This window comes from Virgibacillus salexigens (assembly GCF_014905415.1).
GTDB classification, from domain to species: Bacteria; Bacillota; Bacilli; order Bacillales; family Amphibacillaceae; genus Virgibacillus; species Virgibacillus salexigens.
In genome coordinates, this window is sequence record NZ_BNEO01000002.1 from 651,885 (window position 1) to 674,485 (window position 22,601).

Annotated in this window: 25 protein-coding genes; all 25 read right to left on the reverse strand. The window is 36.1% G+C overall.

From position 1 onward, the window contains the following. Positions 1-23 precede the first annotated feature (23 nt). Positions 24-1,295: a tetratricopeptide repeat protein gene (locus JKP73_RS10970; RefSeq protein ID WP_021291271.1), complete on the reverse strand. Its 1,272-nt coding sequence runs from the start codon at positions 1,293-1,295 to the stop codon at positions 24-26. A gap of 220 nt (positions 1,296-1,515) precedes the next feature. Beyond that, positions 1,516-2,805, reverse strand: a complete 1,290-nt coding sequence (aroA, locus tag JKP73_RS10975) for a 3-phosphoshikimate 1-carboxyvinyltransferase (protein WP_021291270.1) — start codon at positions 2,803-2,805, stop codon at positions 1,516-1,518. A gap of 35 nt (positions 2,806-2,840) precedes the next feature. Further along, on the reverse strand, positions 2,841-3,941 hold the full coding sequence (locus JKP73_RS10980) for a prephenate dehydrogenase (RefSeq protein ID WP_200411219.1): 1,101 nt from the start codon (positions 3,939-3,941) through the stop codon (positions 2,841-2,843). 12 nt (positions 3,942-3,953) lie between these two features. Continuing rightward, a complete protein-coding gene (gene hisC, locus JKP73_RS10985; protein WP_038245156.1) occupies positions 3,954-5,039 on the reverse strand; it encodes a histidinol-phosphate transaminase in 1,086 nt (361 codons plus the stop codon). Beyond that, positions 5,039-5,416, reverse strand: coding sequence for a chorismate mutase (gene aroH / locus JKP73_RS10990; protein ID WP_021291267.1), 378 nt, complete (start codon positions 5,414-5,416; stop codon positions 5,039-5,041). Before aroH ends, hisC begins: the two co-directional genes overlap by 1 nt. Then, positions 5,413-6,492: a 3-dehydroquinate synthase gene (aroB, locus tag JKP73_RS10995; protein WP_308436495.1), complete on the reverse strand. Its 1,080-nt coding sequence runs from the start codon at positions 6,490-6,492 to the stop codon at positions 5,413-5,415. The genes aroH and aroB overlap by 4 nt, the downstream gene beginning before the upstream one ends. 1 nt (position 6,493) lies before the next feature. Then, positions 6,494-7,663: a chorismate synthase gene (gene aroC / locus JKP73_RS11000; RefSeq protein ID WP_200411220.1), complete on the reverse strand. Its 1,170-nt coding sequence runs from the start codon at positions 7,661-7,663 to the stop codon at positions 6,494-6,496. Positions 7,664-7,802: 139 nt separating this feature from the next. Beyond that, a complete protein-coding gene (locus tag JKP73_RS11005) occupies positions 7,803-8,597 on the reverse strand; it encodes a CheR family methyltransferase (protein WP_031335525.1) in 795 nt (264 codons plus the stop codon). 86 nt (positions 8,598-8,683) lie between these two features. Beyond that, entirely contained in the window at positions 8,684-9,130 is a 447-nt protein-coding gene (ndk, locus tag JKP73_RS11010; protein ID WP_200411221.1) for a nucleoside-diphosphate kinase, read from the reverse strand. An 86-nt stretch (positions 9,131-9,216) separates the two neighbouring features. Then, the gene (gene hepT / locus JKP73_RS11015) at positions 9,217-10,188 is read right to left on the reverse strand and encodes a heptaprenyl diphosphate synthase component II (RefSeq protein WP_200411222.1); all 972 of its coding nucleotides are present in this window, start codon (positions 10,186-10,188) and stop codon (positions 9,217-9,219) included. A gap of 21 nt (positions 10,189-10,209) precedes the next feature. Then, a complete protein-coding gene (menG, locus tag JKP73_RS11020; RefSeq protein WP_200411223.1) occupies positions 10,210-10,929 on the reverse strand; it encodes a demethylmenaquinone methyltransferase in 720 nt (239 codons plus the stop codon). A 4-nt stretch (positions 10,930-10,933) separates the two neighbouring features. Next, positions 10,934-11,698, reverse strand: a complete 765-nt coding sequence (locus tag JKP73_RS11025; protein ID WP_200411224.1) for a heptaprenyl diphosphate synthase component 1 — start codon at positions 11,696-11,698, stop codon at positions 10,934-10,936. 135 nt (positions 11,699-11,833) lie between these two features. Further along, the gene (gene mtrB / locus JKP73_RS11030; RefSeq protein WP_021291259.1) at positions 11,834-12,064 is read right to left on the reverse strand and encodes a trp RNA-binding attenuation protein MtrB; all 231 of its coding nucleotides are present in this window, start codon (positions 12,062-12,064) and stop codon (positions 11,834-11,836) included. Between the two features lie 126 nt (positions 12,065-12,190). Then, positions 12,191-12,463 carry a non-specific DNA-binding protein Hbs gene (gene hbs / locus JKP73_RS11035; RefSeq protein ID WP_021291258.1) on the reverse strand — a complete coding sequence of 91 codons (273 nt, stop codon included), beginning with the start codon at positions 12,461-12,463 and terminating at the stop codon, positions 12,191-12,193. A 678-nt stretch (positions 12,464-13,141) separates the two neighbouring features. After that, a complete protein-coding gene (gene spoIVA, locus JKP73_RS11040) occupies positions 13,142-14,620 on the reverse strand; it encodes a stage IV sporulation protein A (RefSeq protein WP_021291257.1) in 1,479 nt (492 codons plus the stop codon). 305 nt (positions 14,621-14,925) lie between these two features. Continuing rightward, positions 14,926-15,654, reverse strand: a complete 729-nt coding sequence (locus tag JKP73_RS11045; RefSeq protein ID WP_021291256.1) for a YphF family lipoprotein — start codon at positions 15,652-15,654, stop codon at positions 14,926-14,928. A gap of 17 nt (positions 15,655-15,671) precedes the next feature. After that, a complete protein-coding gene (locus JKP73_RS11050; RefSeq protein ID WP_021291255.1) occupies positions 15,672-15,869 on the reverse strand; it encodes a DUF2768 domain-containing protein in 198 nt (65 codons plus the stop codon). Between the two features lie 258 nt (positions 15,870-16,127). Further along, on the reverse strand, positions 16,128-16,388 hold the full coding sequence (locus tag JKP73_RS11055; RefSeq protein ID WP_038243917.1) for a stage VI sporulation protein F: 261 nt from the start codon (positions 16,386-16,388) through the stop codon (positions 16,128-16,130). Between the two features lie 61 nt (positions 16,389-16,449). Beyond that, positions 16,450-17,487, reverse strand: a complete 1,038-nt coding sequence (locus tag JKP73_RS11060) for an NAD(P)H-dependent glycerol-3-phosphate dehydrogenase (RefSeq protein WP_038243914.1) — start codon at positions 17,485-17,487, stop codon at positions 16,450-16,452. Between the two features lie 13 nt (positions 17,488-17,500). Further along, positions 17,501-18,811 (reverse strand): ribosome biogenesis GTPase Der, encoded by a 1,311-nt coding sequence (gene der, locus JKP73_RS11065; protein ID WP_021291252.1) that lies wholly within the window; start codon positions 18,809-18,811, stop codon positions 17,501-17,503. 152 nt (positions 18,812-18,963) lie between these two features. After that, positions 18,964-19,149 carry a capping complex subunit for YIEGIA gene (locus JKP73_RS11070; RefSeq protein ID WP_021291251.1) on the reverse strand — a complete coding sequence of 62 codons (186 nt, stop codon included), beginning with the start codon at positions 19,147-19,149 and terminating at the stop codon, positions 18,964-18,966. After that, positions 19,150-20,043 carry a YIEGIA family protein gene (locus JKP73_RS11075; protein WP_200411225.1) on the reverse strand — a complete coding sequence of 298 codons (894 nt, stop codon included), beginning with the start codon at positions 20,041-20,043 and terminating at the stop codon, positions 19,150-19,152. A gap of 9 nt (positions 20,044-20,052) precedes the next feature. Continuing rightward, the gene (locus tag JKP73_RS11080; RefSeq protein ID WP_038243910.1) at positions 20,053-20,634 is read right to left on the reverse strand and encodes a YphA family membrane protein; all 582 of its coding nucleotides are present in this window, start codon (positions 20,632-20,634) and stop codon (positions 20,053-20,055) included. Positions 20,635-20,721: 87 nt separating this feature from the next. Then, positions 20,722-21,852, reverse strand: a complete 1,131-nt coding sequence (gene rpsA, locus JKP73_RS11085) for a 30S ribosomal protein S1 (RefSeq protein ID WP_021291248.1) — start codon at positions 21,850-21,852, stop codon at positions 20,722-20,724. A gap of 160 nt (positions 21,853-22,012) precedes the next feature. Then, positions 22,013-22,594, reverse strand: a complete 582-nt coding sequence (locus tag JKP73_RS11090; RefSeq protein WP_160807160.1) for a lysophospholipid acyltransferase family protein — start codon at positions 22,592-22,594, stop codon at positions 22,013-22,015. Positions 22,595-22,601: the final 7 nt, after the last annotated feature.

Here is a 22,601-nt window from a genome sequence, read left to right on the forward strand (position 1 = left end):
TTCATAATCCAAGTAAAGTCTATCTATAAATCTTCTCTATCTGACTGCTTTAACCGATGTACAAATTCGCTGATGTCATCATCAGTTGGTTGCTGTTCAAGATATTTTTCAAAGACGGGAATTGCTTCCTGTATCCTCCCTTCTTCTGTTAAAAAGTAACCATATTCCTTTAAAAAGTCGCTATCATCTTTAAGGTTATTATATGCAGCATGATAGTGTTTTAATGCATCTTTGAATGATTCTGTTTCATTATACGCTCGAGCAAGTTCCCATTCATAAAGGGGATCATCTGCTCCTGTATGTTTTATTTCGATAATCAAGTCAATAATTCCTTTAAAATCGGATTTATTTTTTAGTAATTCAATTAAGAATAAGATTGCTTCTTTAAAATCTGGGTCGATTGCTACTGCTTCCCTAATATATTTCTCACTTTCTTCATCCTTATCCAATTGATGGGCTAAAGTTCCAACCATGAAAAAGAGCTCTTTATTAAATTCATCGACTTTTATTCCTTTTAATGCTGTATCATAGGCTTTTTCTAATAACCCTTCTTCTTCATACACTCTCGCAAGCTGATAGTATACAGTGTGATAATAGGTGTCTATTTCAATTACATGTTCCCATGCTTTTCTTGCAATATCGCTGCGCCCTGCTTGATAAGCAGTAAACCCATATTTAAATAATGAGTCAGGGTTTTCGCTATCTTCATCTTGATAGTACGTAAGGGCTAATTCAAATTCTCCTGATTCGGCATAAGCTTCCGCTAATCGATCGTTAATGGAAATATTAGCAATTTCCTTTGTTCTTGAGAGAATCTTTTCATAATAGGTGGTTGCTTTTAAATAATCTCCTGTTGAAAAATATAATTCACCTAATGCAAAATCAATAATTGGTTCATTTGGTTCCGCTTGTTTCGCAGCTAGCAGTTTTTGTTCAGAGACTTCAAATAAACCTTGAGCTTGATAAAGGTCGGCTAATTGGATAAGCGTCTGTACGTAAGCTGGGTCCTCTTCATCATTTATTTCATTTAACAATTGAATGGCAGCTTCATCCTCTTCAAGTTCAGTATAAATATCTGCCAGTGTTACTTTTAATTCTCCTTCATTTGGGTACTGTTGTACTAATTCTTCCATTAACGCTTTGGCTTCATGAAGATATCCCCATTGTATAAATAATTCAGCAATGGTGTACCTTTCTTCTTCATCTGCCATAGGTAGGTAATCTTCTAATAGCTCGATCGCCTTCTCACTTTGCTTTGCTTCCATTAGTCGAACAGCTTCCATTATTGTTTCCACATTTGACTTCCTTTCTACACATACATCATCATGAACCTAATCATAACGAAAAAAAAGATGATGTTCAAAATAAAAGCATGGGCATAGCAAATAAAGGAGCTGTATTAAAAACAGCTCCTTACCACTATACCCACAATTCATAACCATTTATTCATTTCTTTCAGTTGTTTAGTAACTGATTAGTTATTAAAAAAGATCAATACCCTACAAGCGATCATTCTTACTTGATCAAATGATCTAAGTCCTTATAGAAATTTGGGTAAGAGGTGGCTACAGGCGAAATGTCGTCAATGATTACTTCGCCATTAGTTATTAGAGACGCAACAGAAGCCATCATTGCTATACGATGATCGTGATAGGAAGCAACTTCATTGCCGGTTAACGGTGTTTTTCCGTGGACGATTAACCCGTCGTCTGTTGCTTCAACATCTGCACCTAAACGAGTTAATACTTCCGTAACGGCAAGGATTCTATCCGTTTCTTTCACGCGTAATTCTTCTGCATCTTTAATAACCGTTGTTCCCACTGCTTGCGTTGCCAGTAGAGCAATGATAGGAATCTCATCGATTAACCTAGGTATCATTTCCCCTTCGATGGTAGTACCAATTAAAGGAGATTGCGCAATTCGGATATTCCCTAACAGTTCTCCTCCTTTAGAATGAACTTCTTCTACTATTACATTAGCGCCCATCGCTTTTAGAACATCGATTATTCCTGTTCTCGTCTCATTTAGACCAACATGCAACAAGCGGATACTGCTTCCTTGCACAATTGCAGCTGCCGCTAAAAAGAATGCTGCTGAAGATATATCTCCTGGTACATAAACATCATTAGCAGATAGCGTTTGATTTCCTTTAACAGTAATTTCTTTCCCTTCAATCTCTATATCGGCACCAAATGCTTGTAACATGGTTTCTGTATGGTTCCTCGTTAAGGAAGTTTCTACAACTGTAGTTTCACCATTTGCGTACAGACCCGCTAATAATACGGCTGATTTCACTTGAGCGCTCTTTACTGGTAAATGATAATGTATTCCTGATAAGGTGTCACCGTTAATTGCCAAAGGTAGATAATTTCCATCCTTTCTCCCATCAATATGAGCTCCCATTTGACATAGTGGGTCTACGACTCTGTTCATTGGCCGTTTGGTTAGAGAAGCATCACCATAAACTGTTGTAAAAAAAGGAAGTCCAGCTAATATACCAAGCATTAATCGAGCTGTAGTACCTGAGTTCCCAAAATAAAGCGGAGCTGTCGGCTCTGTTAACGCTTGACGACCTTTTCCAACAATTTTTAATTGAGAACCTTCTTTATCTATCGAAACTCCCATAGCACGAAAAATATCTACTGTACGCATACAGTCTTCTCCATCTAAAAAATGACTAACAGTAGTTACGCCGTGAGCTAATGCGCCAAATATGACAGAACGATGAGATATAGATTTATCACCAGGTACTTCAAGTTCACCTTGTAACGGTGCATTCACAGCTGATAATTTTAATTCCTTCAATTGATCACGTCCTTTATTCTACCAATGGTTCATCCTTATTTTTCGATCATTGTTTCGTATCCATGCTGCTGTAGTATTGCTTCACTAGATTTTTGTACTTGTTCCGTAGAAAAGCTTAAACGTAATGCCCCCATAATTCCTTCTCTTATCTCTAATATTTGTATATTATTAATGCTGATATCGTGGGTTGCAAGTAATTGGGTGACATTAGCTAATGCACCCGTCTGATCTCGAATATCGACATATAGATCGTAATAGGATGGAATGGCTCCTTTATCAGCAGATCCTAAACCATCCCGATAATTCTTGGCTAATTCTAAATAGTGAATCATTTCTTTTTTTTCATTTTGGTCTAAGAGCTTTTTTAACGTTTGCATTTCAGTGATCCACTCTTTTAAAAGCTGGGACATTTTCTGTCGATTATGGTAGAAAATGTCCTGCCAAAGAATCGGATTACTTGAGGCTATACGGGTTATATCACGAAAACCTCCTGCTGCTAAATTAGGTAAATATGTATGTGTTCGCGCCCAATTTTTCGCTTGATGTACAAGTGATGAAGCGATTAAATGAGGGAAATGGGAAACTACCCCAGTCATCTCATCATGCTCTTCAGCATTTAAGGTGATAAACTTGCTTCTCGTGGGCAATAATACTTGCTTTAGTTCTTCTACATCTTGATCGGAACTACGATTAGTCGGGGTCAGTACATACATCGCATTTTCAAATAAATGCGGTTTAGCAGATTCAACCCCTTTTTTATGAGAACCAGCCATCGGATGCCCACCTATAAAAGCAATCTGTTTATTCGTTAAGCGGTTTGCCGTTGTAATAATCGATTGTTTTACAGAAGAGACATCACTTACGATGATGTCCTTTTCTAATGCCATATTATCCATTTCATTTAAGAGAGTAATCGATTCTGAAATTGGTGCCGCCAAGATTACATAATCCGATTTCTGTACAGCCGTTTTAAATTCACTAGATGATTCATGGATAATTTCGTTTTTCTGGGCAAAGTCAACCGTATACGGATTTACATCGTATCCGATAACTGTATTCTCTTTTACTGTAACAAGTGCTCTTGCTAATGAAGCTCCAATAAGACCAAGCCCTGCTATCATTATTGTTCGTTTCACACTGACGTCTCCTTAGCTTTTATTATAACTTACCAATAGCTGTTGAAATCGCTCCATATCTTCTTTCAATCCTAATGTTAACCGAATGGTATTAGGGATACCTAATAATTCCCCCGGTCTAACAATAAACCCATGTTGTATTAAATATTCGAACAACTCCGTTCCACTATTTGGTGTTGAAACAAGCATGAAATTAGTTTCAGAAGGATAATACCCCCAGTCAATATCATGTAAAAACTGTTGAAAAGAGAGCTTTACTTCAAGGTTTTTTGCTTTCGTATCCTGAATAAAATCATCATCCTCTAAGGCGACCAGTGCTATCTGTTGCGCGATTGAAGTTGTATTAAACGGTCCCCGTACGATGTTTAATTGTGTAACAATTGCTTCATTTGCTATACCATAACCAATTCGTAGTCCAGCAAGACCATACGCCTTGGAAAATGTACGGAGAACGATTAAGTTTTGGTAGTTATTGATTTCATTAATTGCTTGGATATCCTTATTTGGATCAACATATTCATAATACGCTTCGTCTAATACAACTAAGACATTATCTGGACAATTATCCATAAATTGAATAAATTCCTGTTTTGCCATAGGATTACCGGTTGGGTTATTAGGAGAGCAAAGCCATACCACATTTGTCTTCTTATCAATGGCGGCCAACATTGCTGGTAAATCATGATAACCCTCTACCGTTGGAATCTCTTTAACCTCCGCTCCTTCAATAATTGCATTATGTTTATATTGCGGAAAGGTTGGTGTAGCCATGACAGTATTTACGCCCTCATATAAAAACGTACGGCAAATCATTTGAACAATTTCCTCTGAGCCGCTTCCAAAAACCAGTTCTGTCTCTTGAGCATTTAACTTTGCAGCAAGTACAGAACGTAATTCTTTCGTATAGCCATCAGGGTAAATATCAAATGATGGGATATATTCATTTAGAAATTGCTTTACTTTATCTGAATATCCATAAGGGTTCTCATTTGAAGACAGTTTTACAATACGGTCTAAATTGTACATTTGTTTGATTTCTTGGATCTGTTTTCCTTGTTGATACGGAGCCAATTGTTTAAGTGCTGCTTTTCCTTCCATCATTGCTTCTCCACCTTTCCCGCTAAATCTGGTCGTAAATGAACCGCCTCATTATGAAAAACATGTTGAATAGCAGCTTGATCTATATCTGTATTAACAATCATCATGACCCGAATACACGATGGTAAACTATTTGGTACTTCAATCTCTGCCATACACATTACCGGTACATATGTCCAACCAGATAACTTTCTAAGCGCCTTTGCCGGAAATGCAGCATTTAGATCTTTCGTTACAGAGATAAAAACATGAGATACATCTTCTGGCTCTACATTATTTTTTGTTACCATTTCTTCAATTAACTGCCTCGTATTCTCAATAATCATGTCAGCTTTATTTTCTGAAATTGTTGTTGCCCCTCGAATTCCTCGTGTCACTTGGTCACCAGCTTTCCTATAAAAGAATTTAAATGACGTTCCATATCCTTATCCGTTACCGTACGTAAGGTTGGTTCACCAATGTCTTGCAGCAATACCATTTGAATCATCTTACTTACATTCTTTTTGTCCTTTTTCATTTTCATCATTAGTGATTGGATATCTTCCGTTTGGATGATCAAAGGAAAATTATTTTTTTTAAACCATTCATGTAATTGATCATACGGTAAATGAGTAGAAAGTATGGATTCACTTATATGAAACGAGAATAATAAACCAATAGCTACTGCTTCTCCATGTGTTAGAGATCCATATCCTAACTCCGCTTCCAAAGCATGGCCTAATGTATGTCCCAAGTTTAAAAACTTACGAATACCTGATTCTTTTTCATCCGCTTCCACAATACTAGCTTTTACCTTTATTCCCATACGTAGATGTTCTTGTAATTCCTCCGCCGAAAGTGATGCCAAATCTGTTTTTAACATAGCCCGAAATGTAAGTTCATCTGAGATTAATGCTTCTTTAATTAGCTCTGCATACCCAGATCGTATTTCCTGTTCGCTTAATGATTGCAATGTTTCAACATCATAAATAACTGCTTGTGGAGGATAAAAGCTGCCAATCAAATTCTTCCCTAGTTGGTGATTAATCGCTACTTTCCCACCCACACTGCTATCGTGAGCTAATATCGTCGTTGGCACTTGGATATAGTCGATTCCCCGCATAAAAGTAGAAGCCACAAAACCTGCTAGATCTCCGATAACTCCTCCTCCTAATGCAACGATAAGTGAATTACGATCTAGACCATATTTAATTGCTTCCGTTTGTAATTGATAATAATACTCTATACACTTTGTTTTCTCTCCAGCAGGTAGTATCGAAGTATACACGTATTCATGTGTTAAACCCGATTGTATATCAGACAAATATAAATCAGCAATATGCTCATCTGTAACGATAAAGATGGAAGAGTATGCCTTTGTTACAAATGTTGAAATCTGTGATCGAATTCCATTCCCAATCATAATACGGTATGAATGCGAGCTTGAATTTACTACGATTTCATCCACCTTCATCTTAAAAACCTCTGATCTCTTCACGGTATACTTCTAACGCTTGTTGCAGCATAGGAAATTGATCACTTGAAAATTGTTCTGTAATGGCCTTTGCCAATTCAAATGCGACGACATGCTCCATAACTACCGAAGCCGCCGGTACTGCACAGGCATCCGAACGTTCAACACTTGCTTTAAATGGTTCTTTTGTTTCAATGTCTACACTTTTAAGTGGTCGTTTCATTAGCGTAGGGATTGGTTTCATAACACCTTTAACAACAATCGGCATTCCCGTGGTCATTCCACCTTCGAAACCGCCCAGACGATTTGTTGTTCGATAATATCCTTGCTCTTCATTCCAGGCAATTTCATCATGTACTTCGCTGCCATTTCGTTTTGCAGCTTCGAATCCAATTCCAAATTCCACACCTTTAAAAGCATTGATGCTTACAACACTACCAGCTATTCTACTATCTAATTTACGATCATAATGGACGTAGGAGCCTATCCCAGCAGGCATACCTTCGACATATACTTCTACAACACCACCAATAGAGTCACCTTCTTGCTTTGCCTCGTCAATTGCATGCATCATTTTTTCTTCCACCGATTTATCTAATACACGGACTGGTGAATCTTCAGAACGAGTCTGTCTATCTGCCATAGACAACTCCTCTTTATCTGCTGCTACAATTCCAGCTATTTCTTTTACATATCCTGCAACTTCAATACCAAGATGTTTTAATAGTGTTTTTGCAACAGCACCTGCAGCCACACGTGCAGCTGTTTCACGAGCGGAAGATCGTTCAAGAATATTCCGAATGTCACGATGACCATATTTTAAAGCACCATTTAAATCTGCGTGTCCGGGTCTTGGTCTCGTAACAACCCTTCTTATCTTGGTATCGGCTTCTATTGGATCTTCTCCCATGATATCTATCCAATGTTTAAAATCATCATTATGTATAACAAAAGATAATGGAGAACCAAGGGTATAACCATGTCTTACTCCACTAGTAATCTCAACGAGGTCTTTTTCAATCTGCATCCGTTTTCCCCGCCCATGACCCTTTTGTCTCCGAAGTAAGGAGTTATTTATATCTTCTTTTAAAAGAGGCATTCTAGCTGGTACGCCTTCTATTATTGTTGTTAATTGTTTGCCGTGTGATTCTCCTGCAGTTAAATAGCGCACATTACATTCTCCTTTATGAATTTTTTCTAATTACTATATCATATCTTCTCGTATTTTTGGCAACAAAATCAGAAAAAAAATAATTTGTCATAGAATCTTGGCATTTATCGGGATAGTGTATGAGCAACGTAAAAAACTCCTATCGGTGAGATAAGAGTTTTGAAAGATCCTTTTGATAGAAAAATGTTTCTTTTAATTTTAAGTTATACTTTTCCGGGTTAAATATTTGTTCTGTGCTGCCTACAAATAACACTCCGCTTTCTGTAAGCGTGTTACTGAATTTATGATAAATGCTTTCTTTTGCTTGATCAGTAAAGTAAATTAAGACATTACGACAAATGACTAAATCTACATTATTTGGATATTTGTCTGCAAGTAAATTATGCTTTTTGAACGACACTTTTTTCTTTATCGTTTGATCAAGGTAAAATAAATCATTTTGTTCAGTAAAATAGTTAGACAAAAATGCCTCGGGCAGGTCTTTCAGAGCAGCTTTTTGATAGATAGCTTGCTTTGCCTTATCTAAAACTGTCTCATCAATGTCTGTAGCTAATATTTGGTACGTTGCATTAGGATAGTGAGTCGCAAGTAACATTGCGATACTATACGGTTCTTCCCCAGTCGAGCAAGCGGCACTCCAGATAGTAAAAGACTGCTTATTAACTAAGCTAGGTAGTATTTTTTCTTGAAGCACTTCCCAGCGTTTTGGATTTCGATAAAACTCAGAAACATTTATCGTCATACGATCAAGGAATTGCCTCATCAAATCTTGATTTCTACACAATGCTTCATAATATTCGGCAAAAGAAGCATACCCATATTTATTTCGTAATGAAGTTAACCTTCGTTTCATCTGGGACTCTTTATATAATTCTAAGTCAATATCTAGCTTTCTTTTTATATTTTCTTTAAAAAGATGATAATCTTTTTCCATCCGTTCCGCCTCTTTCACATCATCCAAATAATCTTCAAACATACATAAAATGAAAACCCCCGTTTAAACGGAGGCGTTCTTTCCCATTAATAGATCCATGCTGTATCTTGTTTCGTATAACTCGACAATTCATCATTGTTAAAAAATAGTCCAAGCTCTCTGTTTGCGCTTTCAGTAGAATCAGAACCATGGATTACATTTTTACCAACAGTTATCCCGTAATCCCCGCGAATTGTTCCCGGCAAAGCCTCTGACGGATTCGTTTTCCCCATCATTTCACGAGCGATTGCAATAACATTCTCACCTTCCCATGCCATTGCAAAAACAGGACCAGATGTAATAAATTCCACTAATTCACCGAAAAAAGGCCGTTCTTTATGCTCTGCATAGTGCTGTTCTGCGAGATCTGGCGTTATTGTCATTAGTTTTGCCCCTACAAGCTGAAAACCTTTTGACTCAAAACGCTTAACTATTTCACCGATTAAATTACGTTGTACACCGTCTGGTTTTACCATTAAAAATGTTTGTTCCATGTTTCAACACACCTCATCATTATGTATTTTATCTAACCGATAAAATTCTATCAAAATTATGTAAAAATTACAACGGGGCAAGACAGTTATGAACGCCTTTTTCCGATATACTTACCAATTTCTAATAAGGTGTTTTTAGAACGACTATTTGGGATTTCATTTAACTTCTGCAAGGCTTTATTGAGATAACGTTCACTTATTGCATAGGAATCCTCGATTGCACTTGTATTTTTAATATCCTGAACAATCACTTTCACTTCTGCTTCCGAGACGGTTTGATCTGTATGAAATAAGTTCTTGATTTTGTTACGAAGTGATTCATCTTTCATTGCCATGAAAACAGGAAGTGTTAAATTACCTTGTAATAAGTCATTTCCAGCAGGTTTGCCAAGTTCTTTTTCAGAACTAGTAAAATCAAGAATATCATCGATGATTTGATAAGACATGCCAATATTATATCCGTACTGATAAAGCCGATGCGCATCCTTTTCATTTACACCAGAAGCAATTGCTCCTAATTTACAGCTGGTAGCAATTAATAGCGCCGTTTTACGCTTAATTCGCCGTAAATAAGTTCGTAAATCCTGATTCCAATCAAACTTATCCTTGATTTGCTCTATCTCACCTTTACATACTTCTACAATTGTTTTTGAGAGTAGGCGATGGATCTTAGGATCACGAAGAAGTGTAATTTCTTCAAGCGCTCGAGCTAAAATATAATCGCCGGTGTACATGGCAACCCGATTCCCATACAATTGCCTAACTGTAGGCATTCCCCGTCGGATTTCCGCATCATCAATTACATCATCATGTACCAGGGTTGCAGTATGAATCAATTCTAATGTTATTGCTACGATTTTTAACCTCTCTAGATCATACGTACCTATCTGTCCAGATAACAAGACAAAAACCGGACGGATTCGTTTACCACCGGCTTTAAGTAGTTCAGTTGATGCTTCACGTAAGACAGGATGATCTGCCTGTATCATTTGATTAATACTTGATTCTATTTCTTCTAAATCTTTTCTTAAATATCCATAAGCTTTAGCTAATTTCATGTATGTCACCTTTTTAACTTATTAAACATGCCTCTTACCTTTGACACCCATATGCATGGCAGCTACTCCGCCTGTATAACTTTTGACTTGGACGTTAGAAAAACCAGCTTCCAAAAACATTTGCTTCAACCTTTTTTTATCAGGAAAATTCTTAGCTGATTCATTTAACCAGGCATACTCTTTATAGCTTTTGGCAAATAATTTTCCAATTAATGGCATAATATGCTCAAAATAAAAATAATAGAATTGCCGATATATTGGTAATGTTGGCTGCGATGTTTCGAGACAAACAACTTTACCTCCCGGTTTCAATACCCGATACATTTCCTTAATAACCGTCATATAATCTTGAACGTTACGCAAACCAAAACCGATCGTTACATAATCAAAGGTTCCTTCTTCAAAAGGAAGTTCCATTGCATTTCCTTGTATAAATCTTACTTGCTTTATACCTTCCTGTTGTCTCTTTTGCTCTGCTACCGAAAGCATATTGTTACTAAAGTCAAGCCCAATTACGTCTCCAGATTTACCGGTTTGTTCTGCAATGGACAGAGTCCAATCACCAGTGCCGCAACATACATCCAATGCGTTTGAACCGGTTTGGACATTCATCTGTTTCATTACATCTTTTCGCCATGCTTTATGACGTTTAAAAGAGATAATAGAATTCATAGAGTCATATTTAGAATAGACTTTTTCAAACACATGATGAACACGCTCTTCTTTCGATTGTTCTGACATTGTCTTACCCTTCTTCCACATTAGATGTATTTATTGGCAACTGATGATGAATATATTGAATAAGGCCCGTATTATCTTTGTTAACCTTGTTTAAATCTTCTTTTAAATGATTTATCGCTTTATTCAAAAGCGTATTTAACTGACTTATCTTAACCACAGTTGCTGACTCATTTCCAAATCCGTTAATCGAAATAAGGGGATAACCTGTTTCTGACAATCGCTGCCGTTCTACGTTTAATTTTGTTACAAATAACCACTGTTCTGCAACTTTGCCAAGTATCGTAACATGCAGGTAGGAAGCCACATGAATAATTAATAAAGCATCTATTCTCTGGAATAGTTGCAAATAATCTTCAAAAGAGGATACTTCATTATAATAAAGCTTCATTTTCTGTTCATTGATCTCTTTTATCGCAGTTGCTAATTGGTGAATAAAATCAAAATCATCAATTTCCGATAATAAAAAATAGTAAAGACCACTATAGTAATCACCAGCAAGGACATGAAGCTGTTTATTTAATTTTATTTCCTTATTCTCATTTTCATCTGTATTGCTAGGAACATAATCATGTGTATCTAGGGCAATCTGCACGAGCATTGTAGTTACGATATACCTTTCTTTTTTATAATCAGGTAATTTCGTATTAGTAATTATTTCTACTAATAACCGCAGTTTGTCCTCATTGATGACGGGCTTATTGATATATCTTTCTAAAAATGAATGTTGTATTTTATCTTCTATGTGTTGTTTAAGGTATCTAATGTCCATACCTGAAGTATTCAAAGAAATCACCTGAGCCCTTTCATCCAATCTAATCATGCTTTAGCTATTATAGCATAATTTATGTAGCTTCGTTAATCAAGCATTCTGGATAAAAGCAGAAATTATAATTCCTGTTTCTAACTACACTTCATCATTCTCTATTTCCCCATGACTCGTTTGGATCAACGCTTTCCCTCGAACTTTAACTGCGGAAGTGTGTTCCGTAAATTGTGCAATCATTATTTCGCCCTTATCAAGCTTTTCAGAATGATGGAATCTCGTATCATTACCTCTAGTAAGACCAATAACATTAACACCATCTTCTAATGCCTTAATAACAAAAAAGTCTGATGGAATAGTTGCTTTGTCCATTTAACCCCTCCTCAATCGATATCTACATAAATAATGAATTATCTCCAAACCAATGTCAATTTTTCGCACAAAACTAAAAAAGAGGATACGCTAGTTGCGTATCCTCCCGGCCCTATGTAAAATATATTATTTTACGCTGTCTTTTAGGGCTTTTCCTGGTTTAAATGCAGGAACTTTGCTTGCTGGAATTTCGATCTCTTCTCCTGTTTGAGGATTACGACCTTTACGAGCTGAACGCTCACGTACTTCAAAGTTACCGAATCCGATTAACTGTACTTTTTCACCTTTTTGTAGTGAATCCATGACAGAATCGAAAACTGCATCAACTGCTTTCGTTGCGTCTTTTTTTGAAAGTTCACTTTTCTCAGCTACAGCATTCACTAAATCTGTTTTGTTCATGACATTCACCTCCTCCCATTAATCATCAATCGACATTGGAACAAATAATGAAACTATCATCATTTGTTCACCATTTTGCCAGTTTTTATACTTCATGTCACGTAATTCATTTAGTGACAAGGCTTATATTAACCGAGTTTGCAGCAAAATTCAACAGTTAGCACCCAAATTTTACTTATTTCTTTATGAATTGCTTTGATTTTAAAGTAAAATTTACATATTTAACCAAATATTAGAGGCGCAAGCTGAAGTCAATGCCAGCAATACTTTTCGGCTTTATTAAAGATATACGACACCTTATAAAAATATCCTGCCGTTATATCAATTTTTTTTTGGGAGAATGGTATTTTCATAACTTTTTTATTGGTAAAGAATTAAGGATCGGGGCGACCGTTACATAAACGCCGACTAAATTCGGCTTGTACTAGGATCAGCGTTACCACACAAAGCGCAATGGCGAACTTCATTGATCATGACTTCCGCGGGAGATAATAAAAGAATGTTCGGATATTCAAGATCGACTAGTCTTTCTTTATCGCACGGGAGTTAAGGAAGCCTCACTAGACGCTGATGAACTTAAACCGGAAGCAGTTAAGCTACATTGCTTGATTCGCAATCCAGCATTGATTGAAAGGTTTTATGCTTCTAGAAAATAAAAAAGCAGCTTATAATCAGCTGCTATAAAATAATTGCTATGAGACCACCAGATCCTTCATTAATGATCCGCTCCAGCGTATCTTTTAATTTATATCTTGCATTTTCAGGCATTAATGCAATTTTAGCTTGAATTCCTTCCCTAACAATCGAACTTAATGATCGTCCAAATATATCGGATTCCCAAATGGACAATGGATCCTCTTCGAAGTCTTGCATCAAGTATCTAACAAGCTCTTCACTTTGCTTCTCTGTTCCAATAATTGGTGAGAATTCAGATTCCACTTCTACTTTAACCATATGGATAGAAGGGGCTACAGCCTTTAATCTTACGCCAAACCTTGATCCTTGCCTAATGATCTCAGGTTCGTCTAGAATCATATCCTCCAATGCAGGTGCAGCGATTCCATAACCTGTCTGCTTGACCATTTGAAGAGCTCCAGACACTTGATCATATTCACGTTTTGCATGCGCAAAATCTTGCATGAGTTGCAATAAATGATCCTTGCCTCTAATTTCCTCTCCTACAATTTCCTTTAAAACTTCATCGTATAGGTGATCTGGTGCGTGTAAATCGATTTCTGCGACCCCTTCACCCATCTCCATTCCAGCAAGCTTGGCTTGGTCAATATATTCAAACTCTGAAAAGTCTCCTACAATTTGATCAACATCTCTTAATCGTTTTATATTTTTTACTGTGTCTTGAATAGCTTCTTGATAATTTTTTCGTAACCAATGATTTTCATTTAATACCATTACCCAACTAGGAAGATTAACATTTACCTCTAATACTGGAAATTCATATAATGCTTCTCTAAGCACATTATTAACATCATGTTCTGTCATGGACTCAATACTCATGGAAAGCACTGGAATATCGTATTTCTCAGAAAGATCTTGACGTAATAACTCGGTTTCTTGGCTACTGGGTCTTTCAGAATTGACAACCATGATAAACGGTTTTCCGACTTCTTTCAGTTCATCCACCACTCTAGCTTCTGCATCTATATAGTCATCTCTTCCAATCTCGCCAAAAGAACCATCTGAGGTAACTACAACACCGATAGTGGAATGTTCTTGTATTACCTTTCTTGTACCGATTTCAGCTGCATCATGAAAAGGGATTGGCTCTTCATACCAAGGTGTATGAATCATTCGTGGACCATTTTCATCCTCAAACCCTTTTGCCCCTTCAACTGCGTATCCTACACAATCGACTAACCGTATATTGACATCGAGACCCTCATCTACATTGACAGTAACTGCTTGATTAGGTACAAATTTAGGCTCCGTTGTCATAATGGTCTTACCTGCAGCGCTTTGCGGTAATTCATCATGTGCTCGTGCTCGATCACTTTCTTCTTCGATATTCGGTAACACAACCAACTCCATAAATTTTTTTATGAAAGTTGATTTTCCGGTACGGACTGCTCCAACAATACCAAGATAAATATCTCCATTCGTCCGTTTCGAAATATCTTTAAAAATATCAACTCTTTCCAAAAGATCCCCTCCCGATCTCCGTTCTTTTTTCATTACGAACAAACTACGAATAATTGACATTACAAGTCTATGATGTTGTCCTATCAAAATATGCCTTAAATATGTGTAAAAGATTTAAAAAAGATAATTTTGATGACAATTTACAATGGTAGTTTGACAAAAGGATTACTAGTTCCTTCAAATTCCATCTCTAAACCGTATAGGCTACGGTAACGATGGATATAGCTGTTGATATGTTCGTAAAAGAAAAAGCAAATAAACCCTTGAAACAATATATGTTACAAGGGTTTTAATATGATATATTTTTATTTATTTTCAGGATTAAATACTGGTTCACCATCTTTTATCGTATAAGGAAACGAATAAACCGGAACAAATGGTGTATGATCTGTTAGTATATATCGAATATCATCTCCGGGCTGATAATGATGCTCATAGTCAGACAGCGCATTATTTAAATCAATTCGATAGTCAACATAGAGATTTCCATCAACATCCATAACAATAGGAAGTGACTGATTAGAATATGGACTATTTACTGTAGGAGCACTTTTCATTCCTAACTTTTCATAATCGATCGTATATATTCCTTGATTAATTTCTTCTCCAAATGGAGGATATATATGATCATTTCGATACATGTCTAGTTTTACATTGACGCTTCGAATCGCTTCACTTGTTTGTAAATCGATTAATTTAACTTGCGGGTTTTCCTCTGGATTGATTAAGGTATATTGATATACACCGCCATTTTCGTAAGCATTACCTGGAATTTCTGTTAAAACATTCGCTTCTTTTAACTTCGAAAAATCGATTAAGTATTTTTGAAAAATAGGGGTGTCACTTGGTTTCGTCCGAATTGGCACCAATCCTTGATTTTTTTCTTTATATTGGTCTACTGCAGATTGAACCGTTTCCAATTGATCCTGATTTGGTACTTGATTTTTCGATAATTCATCTTGAGGGTATAGGCAACCACTTAATACCATTGTACATACAAACGCTAACATTATATTTAAATATGTATACTTCAAAAGATAGCCTCCTTAACTTAACCTGTTGGGCCACTAAACACAATATAAAAAATAATTAAACCACCAGAAATTAATGATAGATAAGCTAAAATGGACACGATTCCCGCAAACCAACCATTAAGTTTATACCTAGCTAATAAAATCAACCCCATGGCTATTAGTAATAATAACATCCCCGCAAAAGAAATATACATTTTTAACATGGATAGTGACATTCTCTTCACTCCTGTATGACAAACTTTTCATTGCATCATGTATTATAACATAAAGGCTTGTCCTCTCGTCTAAAAATGAATTAATTCGAAATAGTTTGTATCAAGGGGCAGATTGCAAATAAAAATCCGAGATGAAGGGGGCTTACTCCATCTCGGTTTGACTAAATAATTATCCACAGCAACTCTATCCATGAATGCTTGTGCGATTTATTTTATGCGAGTATACGGTTGATTGTATCCTCACTTGCCCAAGTACGCTTATTTTTTAAATATTTTATTCAACGAATTCATATCCATTGGCATATCGTTTTTGACAATTGACTCAACAATTTTGTCTTCTTTTTCTTTAGATATTGGTTTATTAGCCAATTTACTTAAATGACGTACAAGTTTTCTTACTGTTTTTTCATCAGAAAAATCAGCATGCTTTACTGAGTCTGCAACTTTATAAACGTCATCTGCATTGATGTTTGATTTTTGTTGTATTTTGTCAAAAAGACCTTTTTGAAAATTATTCACGTACTCGCCTCCCTGCTAAGTTAACTCATCATATTATATGCAGGAAGAGGTGCACGTGTTATCAGGAATACCTCTCCATTAATAATTTAGCTAAATCATCCATCTCTTCTCGTTTTGTCCGATTCATGAGCTGTTCAACAATATCTTTTGGATCTTTATCTTCAAATAAAACTTGATAAATCCCAGTAGTAATTGGCATTTCAACTTGTTGTTCTTTGGCAAACTGGTATGCAGCTTTTACTGTTCTAACTCCTTCAACGACCATTCCCATTTCTGTAAGCACATCATCTAATTTATGCCCTTTACCTAGTAAATTGCCTGCTCGCCAATTTCTACTATGTACACTTGTACAGGTTACAATTAGGTCACCAACACCAGGTAAGCCTAAGAAGCTTAGTGGATTTGCACCGAGGGACGTGCCCAATCTTGCGATCTCTGCCAAACCTCTAGTGATTAATGCTGCTTTGGCATTATCTCCATAGCCGAGACCATCAGAAATACCTGCACCTAAAGCAATAATGTTCTTCAAGGCCCCACCTAGCTCGATGCCTAATATATCTGGGCTAGTATATACTCGAAAAGCTTCATTAATAAATAAATCTTGAGCTATTTTAGCATTTTCAAGATTGATCGAAGACACAGTAACAGTTGTTGGTTGACGCAATGCGACTTCCTCAGCATGACTAGGTCCAGACAGAACAACGATATCTTCTTCTTGATAGCCTTCTAGTTCCTCACCAATCATTTGAGAAACTCGCTTTAACGATAGTGGTTCAATTCCTTTTGTAGCATGAATAATTGTGACATTGTCGTCTTGGGTTACTTCATTAAGTTGTTGACATACCTCACGTATTGCTTTTGTAGGTACCACAATTACAACTGCTGACACATTGGATAAAGCATCTTTCAAGTTACTATAAGCATCTATTTGTGACGGGATTTCGACATCCAAATATTTTTCATTTCTTCTCGTTTCATTTATTTGTTGTGCCTGTTCTTGTCTATGTGTCCACAACCGTACATCATGTCCATTATCTGCTAATACAATACTTAATGCAGTTCCCCAACTACCTGCTCCTAATACTGCTATTTTAGACATGTCTTCTCCTCCTTTATTGTCGCTTTCTTGCAAACAGTTTTATTGGTGTACCAACAAAACCAAATGCTTCTCTTATTTTATTTTCTAAAAAGCGTTGATAAGAAAAGTGCATGAGTTCTGGATCGTTTACAAACACCACAAAGCTTGGTGGTTTGACAGCTACTTGTGTACAATAGAGAACCTTTAACCGTTTTCCTTTCAATGTAGGAGTTGGATTCATTGCAATAGCATCCATAATGACATCATTTAATACATTCGTTGGAATTCGCTTCGCATGATTCTCACTAGCTAATTGAATAGCGGGGATCAATGTGTGCAACCTTTTTTTGGTTTTTGCAGACAAAAATACAATTGGAGCATAGTCTAAATATTGAAAATGTGCTCTAATGTTCTTTTCAAAATCTTTCATGCTTTTTTCATTCGCATCTATTGTGTCCCACTTGTTAACTACAATTACGATTGCTCGTCCCGCGTCATGTGCGTATCCAGCTATCTTCTTATCTTGTTCTCTTATTCCTGTTTCCGCATCAATTAAAACCAAAACAACATCGGAGCGTTCGACTGCTTTTAGTGCTCGTAGAACACTATATTTTTCTGTCGCTTCATAAACTTTTCCACGTTTACGCATTCCCGCAGTATCAATGATAACATAATCCTGATTATCCTTATGAAGCTTTGTATCAATGGCATCACGAGTTGTGCCTTCTATTTCACTTACGATCACACGTTCTTCATTTAGCATTGCATTTACTAATGAAGATTTGCCGACATTCGGTCGCCCAATTAAACTAAAATAGATGGTATCGTCGTCCTCATTATTCAATTCTTGTTTGGGAAAATAATCAACGACAGCATCTAACAAGTCACCTAGACCAAGTCCATGTGATCCAGAAATAGGGTATGGTTCACCGAAACCTAATGAATAATATTCGTAAATCGTTTCCCGCATTTCCGGATTATCCATTTTATTAACACCTAATACAACTGGCTTATTTGATTTGTATAGCAATTTAGCTACTTCTTCATCCGCTCCAGTTATTCCTTCCCGACCATTTACCAGGAAAATAATGACATCGGCTTCATCAATGGCAATTTCTGCCTGATAACGCATTTGCACTAAAAGCGGTTCGTCTCCTAACTCAATTCCACCAGTATCAATCACATTAAAATTTGTTGTTAACCATTCTGCTTGTGCATAGATACGATCTCTGGTTACGCCCGGAATATCTTCAACGATCGAGATCCGTTCGCCAACTAATCTATTAAAAATAGTTGATTTTCCTACATTTGGTCTACCTACAATTGCTACAACAGATTTCCTCATGAAAGGAACATCCTTTCTCTTTACATTCAATTTAAAAGTAAATATGTTTAAAACAGCTTATTCAGTGGTTCAAACAAACAATTACCGATTATTTGAACAACCTCTATAATAGCAAAACTAGTTCATATTCACAATTAAATTTGCAAGACGAGTTAATGTTTCACAATGATAAATAATTCATCACTAAGCTCATGTGCTATACCATCCGTAATTGCTTCAAGGTTTGCGGAGATTTCCTCTGCTTGTTGTCTATTTTCGCAAATAAAAATGGGAGCACCGCCATCGATGTTTGCCTTATTGGTGGTTATGACTGCAAGTATTGCCTTTTCAATTTTCATTTAGTACTGCCCCCTTTTATTTGTAAACCCTGATTCTGAAGGCATACGGATGGCATTTTCTAAAACAGGAACTGCGCCAATCACCTTTTTTGCTTTTGTTACCTCTCGAATCTGTGGTAAGATAAAAATTCCAATTCGGCCATCATCTAGGTCGCGTTTAATTAACGGAGTTAGGGCTGGTGTACCAGAATCTCTAAATACTCCTAGTGTAACGGATACATCATGTAGAACTGCTTGACGTTGACCAAGATTAGCAATTGTTGTAATTACATTCATATTTTTAGGCGTTAGAACAAACCCCATACCATATTTTAATATTTCTTCTTGTCGTTCAGGTAACCCAATATTCATGATGTATATATTATCTACATATAATCCTGCACCTTCAAAATGAAGATCATGATGATCAATTTCAACTATATCTTTCATTGTTTTCCCACTCATTAAAACTTTAGAAATCATGAAACATACAACTGTTGCAAGTATTGCTAAATAAATATTGAAAACGATAAATACGAGTGTACCAATAAAGGAAGTAAATATAACTAAATAGTTCCTACTTTCAAAGGAAATGGCAATACCTTCTATATATGTTTTTCCTCGAGGCACTAATTCAAAACCATCTACTTCTGTTAACGTATTACGTTCCATATTTCGAACTTCTCTAAATTGTGTTGCGGCAACAGTTAAAAAAGTTACAGCGGTAAATTCTAATTCCATAATTGCAGGAATAGCTACAGAACCTAGAGATGCAGCGATAAAACCTAAAGAAACATGTATTACTTTACCATGTAAATATGTAGGGTATTGTCTATAATCTGTTCGTAACATTAAAATACGGACGACTGTCCCGATAATAACTCCAAATAAAATTGGTAACGTATATTCATTCATGCTGTCACCTCAATGCATGCTTTTTTTATAATATATCCATTTGTTCCTCCCTCTTTGTAGTATGTCTAGAATTAAGATTATTACTATAACAAAAAGTAGAATATCAAAGAATTGTAAATCTCCAATTATTTCTGGAAATCCATAACTTGACATCGTAAGGCTGTACATTAGCTCACCGAATGTCAGTCCCGTCAAACAAATAGCAAATCGTTCTTTCGTGTATTTCGTACATAATACGATTAAGAGGATGATTGCAAAAGAAATAAGAATTACGCGAGGCATAATTATCCATACAGGCGCATTTTTTTCCCATAGGAGGATTCCTGCATAGCCAATAGAAAGGGTGAATGAAGCAAATAAAAGGTAAGCTAAATGCTGCAACTGTATCATCCATAAAACAGCCGTAATAACTAAACCCAAATAGGATAGTGAAACGGTATAGATCTGAAAAGAGAGGATAACATTAGCCGAAATGATAATAATTAATATAGCGAAGGAGAGATAACTTCTCATTTGATTTTTTTTCATCATAAATACGATTATAATCCAAAGCATCCAACTGAACCAATAGAATAATAATCCACTGCTCATCACTACCACCCATTAGCATTATAGCTGGTTCATAAACTTCTTATACAAAAAAGCATCCCATCGTATCTATGGGATGCTTTCGTATCTTTATTTATATTTATTTAGTTTATCTCCAATAAAGTCTCCTAATTGGAATCCAGATTGTTCTTCATCTTTTTCATACTGTTTATATTCTTTCGTTTCTTGTTCCTGTTCTAATTCCCGAATGCTTAATGAAATGCGCTCGTCATTTTCATCTACATCCAGTACTTTTACTTTAACTGATTGACCAACTTCTAGAATTTCTTGTGGTGTTCCGATATGTCTAGTAGCAATTTGAGAAATATGAACAAGACCTTCTACTCCAGGTTCTATTTCTACAAAGGCGCCAAAGTTCACAAGGCGTTTTACTGTACCTTCAACTACGTCACCGCTTGTGATTCGTTCTTCAATGCCGGACCAAGGGCCCGGAATCACATTTTTCCTAGAAAGGGATATACGTTCGTTGTCTTGATCAACGGATAGCACTTCCACTTTTATTTGGTCACCTTCTTTGACAATTTCAGAAGCATGATCAACATGTTCATGTGCTAATTGAGAAATATGAACAAGCCCATCTACACCTCCAATATCCACAAATACACCGAAGTCAGTTATCCGCTGTACTTTTCCTTCAATTACTTGTCCTGCTTCAAGAGATTGTAATAATGTCTTTTTCTTTTCTACTAGCTCTTCTTCTTCCACAGCACGGTGAGAAAGAATAACTCGATTTTGTTCACGAACTAAATCTACAATTTTAACCGAAAGTGTTTTTCCTTTGTAATCAGTAAAGTCTTCTACGTAGTAAGTTTCTACTAATGATGCTGGAATAAACCCCCTCAAGCCAACATCAACTACTAACCCACCATTAACTATTTCCTTTACTTCTGTTTCAAACACTTCTCCTTTATCGTATTTTTCTTGAAGTGCTTCCCAAGCTGCATCTGCATCAACTGCTTTTTTAGACAGAATAACATCATCTTCATCTATTTTCTTAATTTTTACCGTTAATGTCTCCCCTTCACTTACAGCATCACCTGCTGTTTCAATATGAAGGTTAGAAATTTCTCCTATTGGTAGAATACCTTCTGTTTTATAACCAATATCTACAAGAACCTGTTTATCGTCTACTTTAACCACGGTTCCAGTTAGTGTATCGCCTACATTCACATTGGTTAGTTCTTTTTTTGCTTCACTCATATCGATAGCCCTCCTAAATACAATTCGAAACCCCAAATAACTTTCTCTCTATTGTTACTTAAGATTCTTTCATTAACCCTAATACTAACAGAATAATAATAAAAAATATTCCTTTTTTATAACTTCTAATAATTATAAATATTTGTCAAGTAAAGTAGTTTCATTTATTGAAATCAATTAATTTTTTAATTTCGCTCATAATAACATCTGCTGTTTCTTTAGTAGTTGCTTTTGATGTTCTTAATTCTTCCATAGGAATCGGTTGACCGTATACTACTTTCAATTGTTTAAGCGGTTGGTATGTTCCTATGATTGCGCAAGGTACGATAACCGCATCTGATCTTAGTGCAAAAAAACCAGCTCCAGAAAGGGGTTCTCCTAACTCTCCTGTTTTACTTCTCGTCCCTTCTGGAAATAGACCGAGGGTATGCCCATCTTTTAACGTAGCTAAGCCTTTTCTTAAAGCATTACGGTCACTCATGCCTCGCTTAACTGGAAAAGCTTGAATATTGGATAATAACCATCCAATAAATGGTTTTTCAAATAATTCATCTTTTGCCATAAAAGAGATATCTCTGGGAGAGGTAATCCCAACCACAGGAGGATCCAAATTTGAAATATGATTAGAACAAATAATAACTGGTCCCTTATTCGGTACATTTTCTTTTCCAATTACTTTTATACGATATAAAGGATAGAAAATCAATGCAACCACAGATTTAGCGATTTTATAAAGATTCATTAGCTAT

Excerpts from the sequence above, each read along its gene's own strand:
- JKP73_RS11070 (WP_021291251.1), bottom strand. The coding sequence starts at position 19,149 with ATGAAAATTGAAAAGGCAATACTTGCAGTCATAACCACCAATAAGGCA.
- JKP73_RS11080 (WP_038243910.1), bottom strand. The coding sequence starts at position 20,634 with ATGAGCAGTGGATTATTATTCTATTGGTTCAGTTGGATGCTTTGGATT.
- JKP73_RS11025 (WP_200411224.1), bottom strand. The coding sequence starts at position 11,698 with ATGGACATTAGATACCTTAAACAACACATAGAAGATAAAATACAACAT.
- aroB (WP_308436495.1), bottom strand. The coding sequence starts at position 6,492 with ATGAAGGTGGATGAAATCGTAGTAAATTCAAGCTCGCATTCATACCGT.
- mtrB (WP_021291259.1), bottom strand. The coding sequence starts at position 12,064 with ATGGACAAAGCAACTATTCCATCAGACTTTTTTGTTATTAAGGCATTA.
- JKP73_RS11090 (WP_160807160.1), bottom strand. The coding sequence starts at position 22,594 with ATGAATCTTTATAAAATCGCTAAATCTGTGGTTGCATTGATTTTCTAT.
- JKP73_RS11005 (WP_031335525.1), bottom strand. The coding sequence starts at position 8,597 with ATGGAAAAAGATTATCATCTTTTTAAAGAAAATATAAAAAGAAAGCTA.
- menG (WP_200411223.1), bottom strand. The coding sequence starts at position 10,929 with ATGTCAGAACAATCGAAAGAAGAGCGTGTTCATCATGTGTTTGAAAAA.
- JKP73_RS11075 (WP_200411225.1), bottom strand. The coding sequence starts at position 20,043 with ATGAATGAATATACGTTACCAATTTTATTTGGAGTTATTATCGGGACA.
- der (WP_021291252.1), bottom strand. The coding sequence starts at position 18,811 with ATGAGGAAATCTGTTGTAGCAATTGTAGGTAGACCAAATGTAGGAAAA.
- ndk (WP_200411221.1), bottom strand. The coding sequence starts at position 9,130 with ATGGAACAAACATTTTTAATGGTAAAACCAGACGGTGTACAACGTAAT.
- JKP73_RS11060 (WP_038243914.1), bottom strand. The coding sequence starts at position 17,487 with ATGTCTAAAATAGCAGTATTAGGAGCAGGTAGTTGGGGAACTGCATTA.
- hisC (WP_038245156.1), bottom strand. The coding sequence starts at position 5,039 with ATGGAAGGAAAAGCAGCACTTAAACAATTGGCTCCGTATCAACAAGGA.
- JKP73_RS11050 (WP_021291255.1), bottom strand. The coding sequence starts at position 15,869 with ATGTCACTATCCATGTTAAAAATGTATATTTCTTTTGCGGGGATGTTA.
- hepT (WP_200411222.1), bottom strand. The coding sequence starts at position 10,188 with ATGAAATTAGCTAAAGCTTATGGATATTTAAGAAAAGATTTAGAAGAA.
- rpsA (WP_021291248.1), bottom strand. The coding sequence starts at position 21,852 with ATGAGTGAAGCAAAAAAAGAACTAACCAATGTGAATGTAGGCGATACA.
- hbs (WP_021291258.1), bottom strand. The coding sequence starts at position 12,463 with ATGAACAAAACAGATTTAGTGAATGCTGTAGCTGAGAAAAGTGAACTT.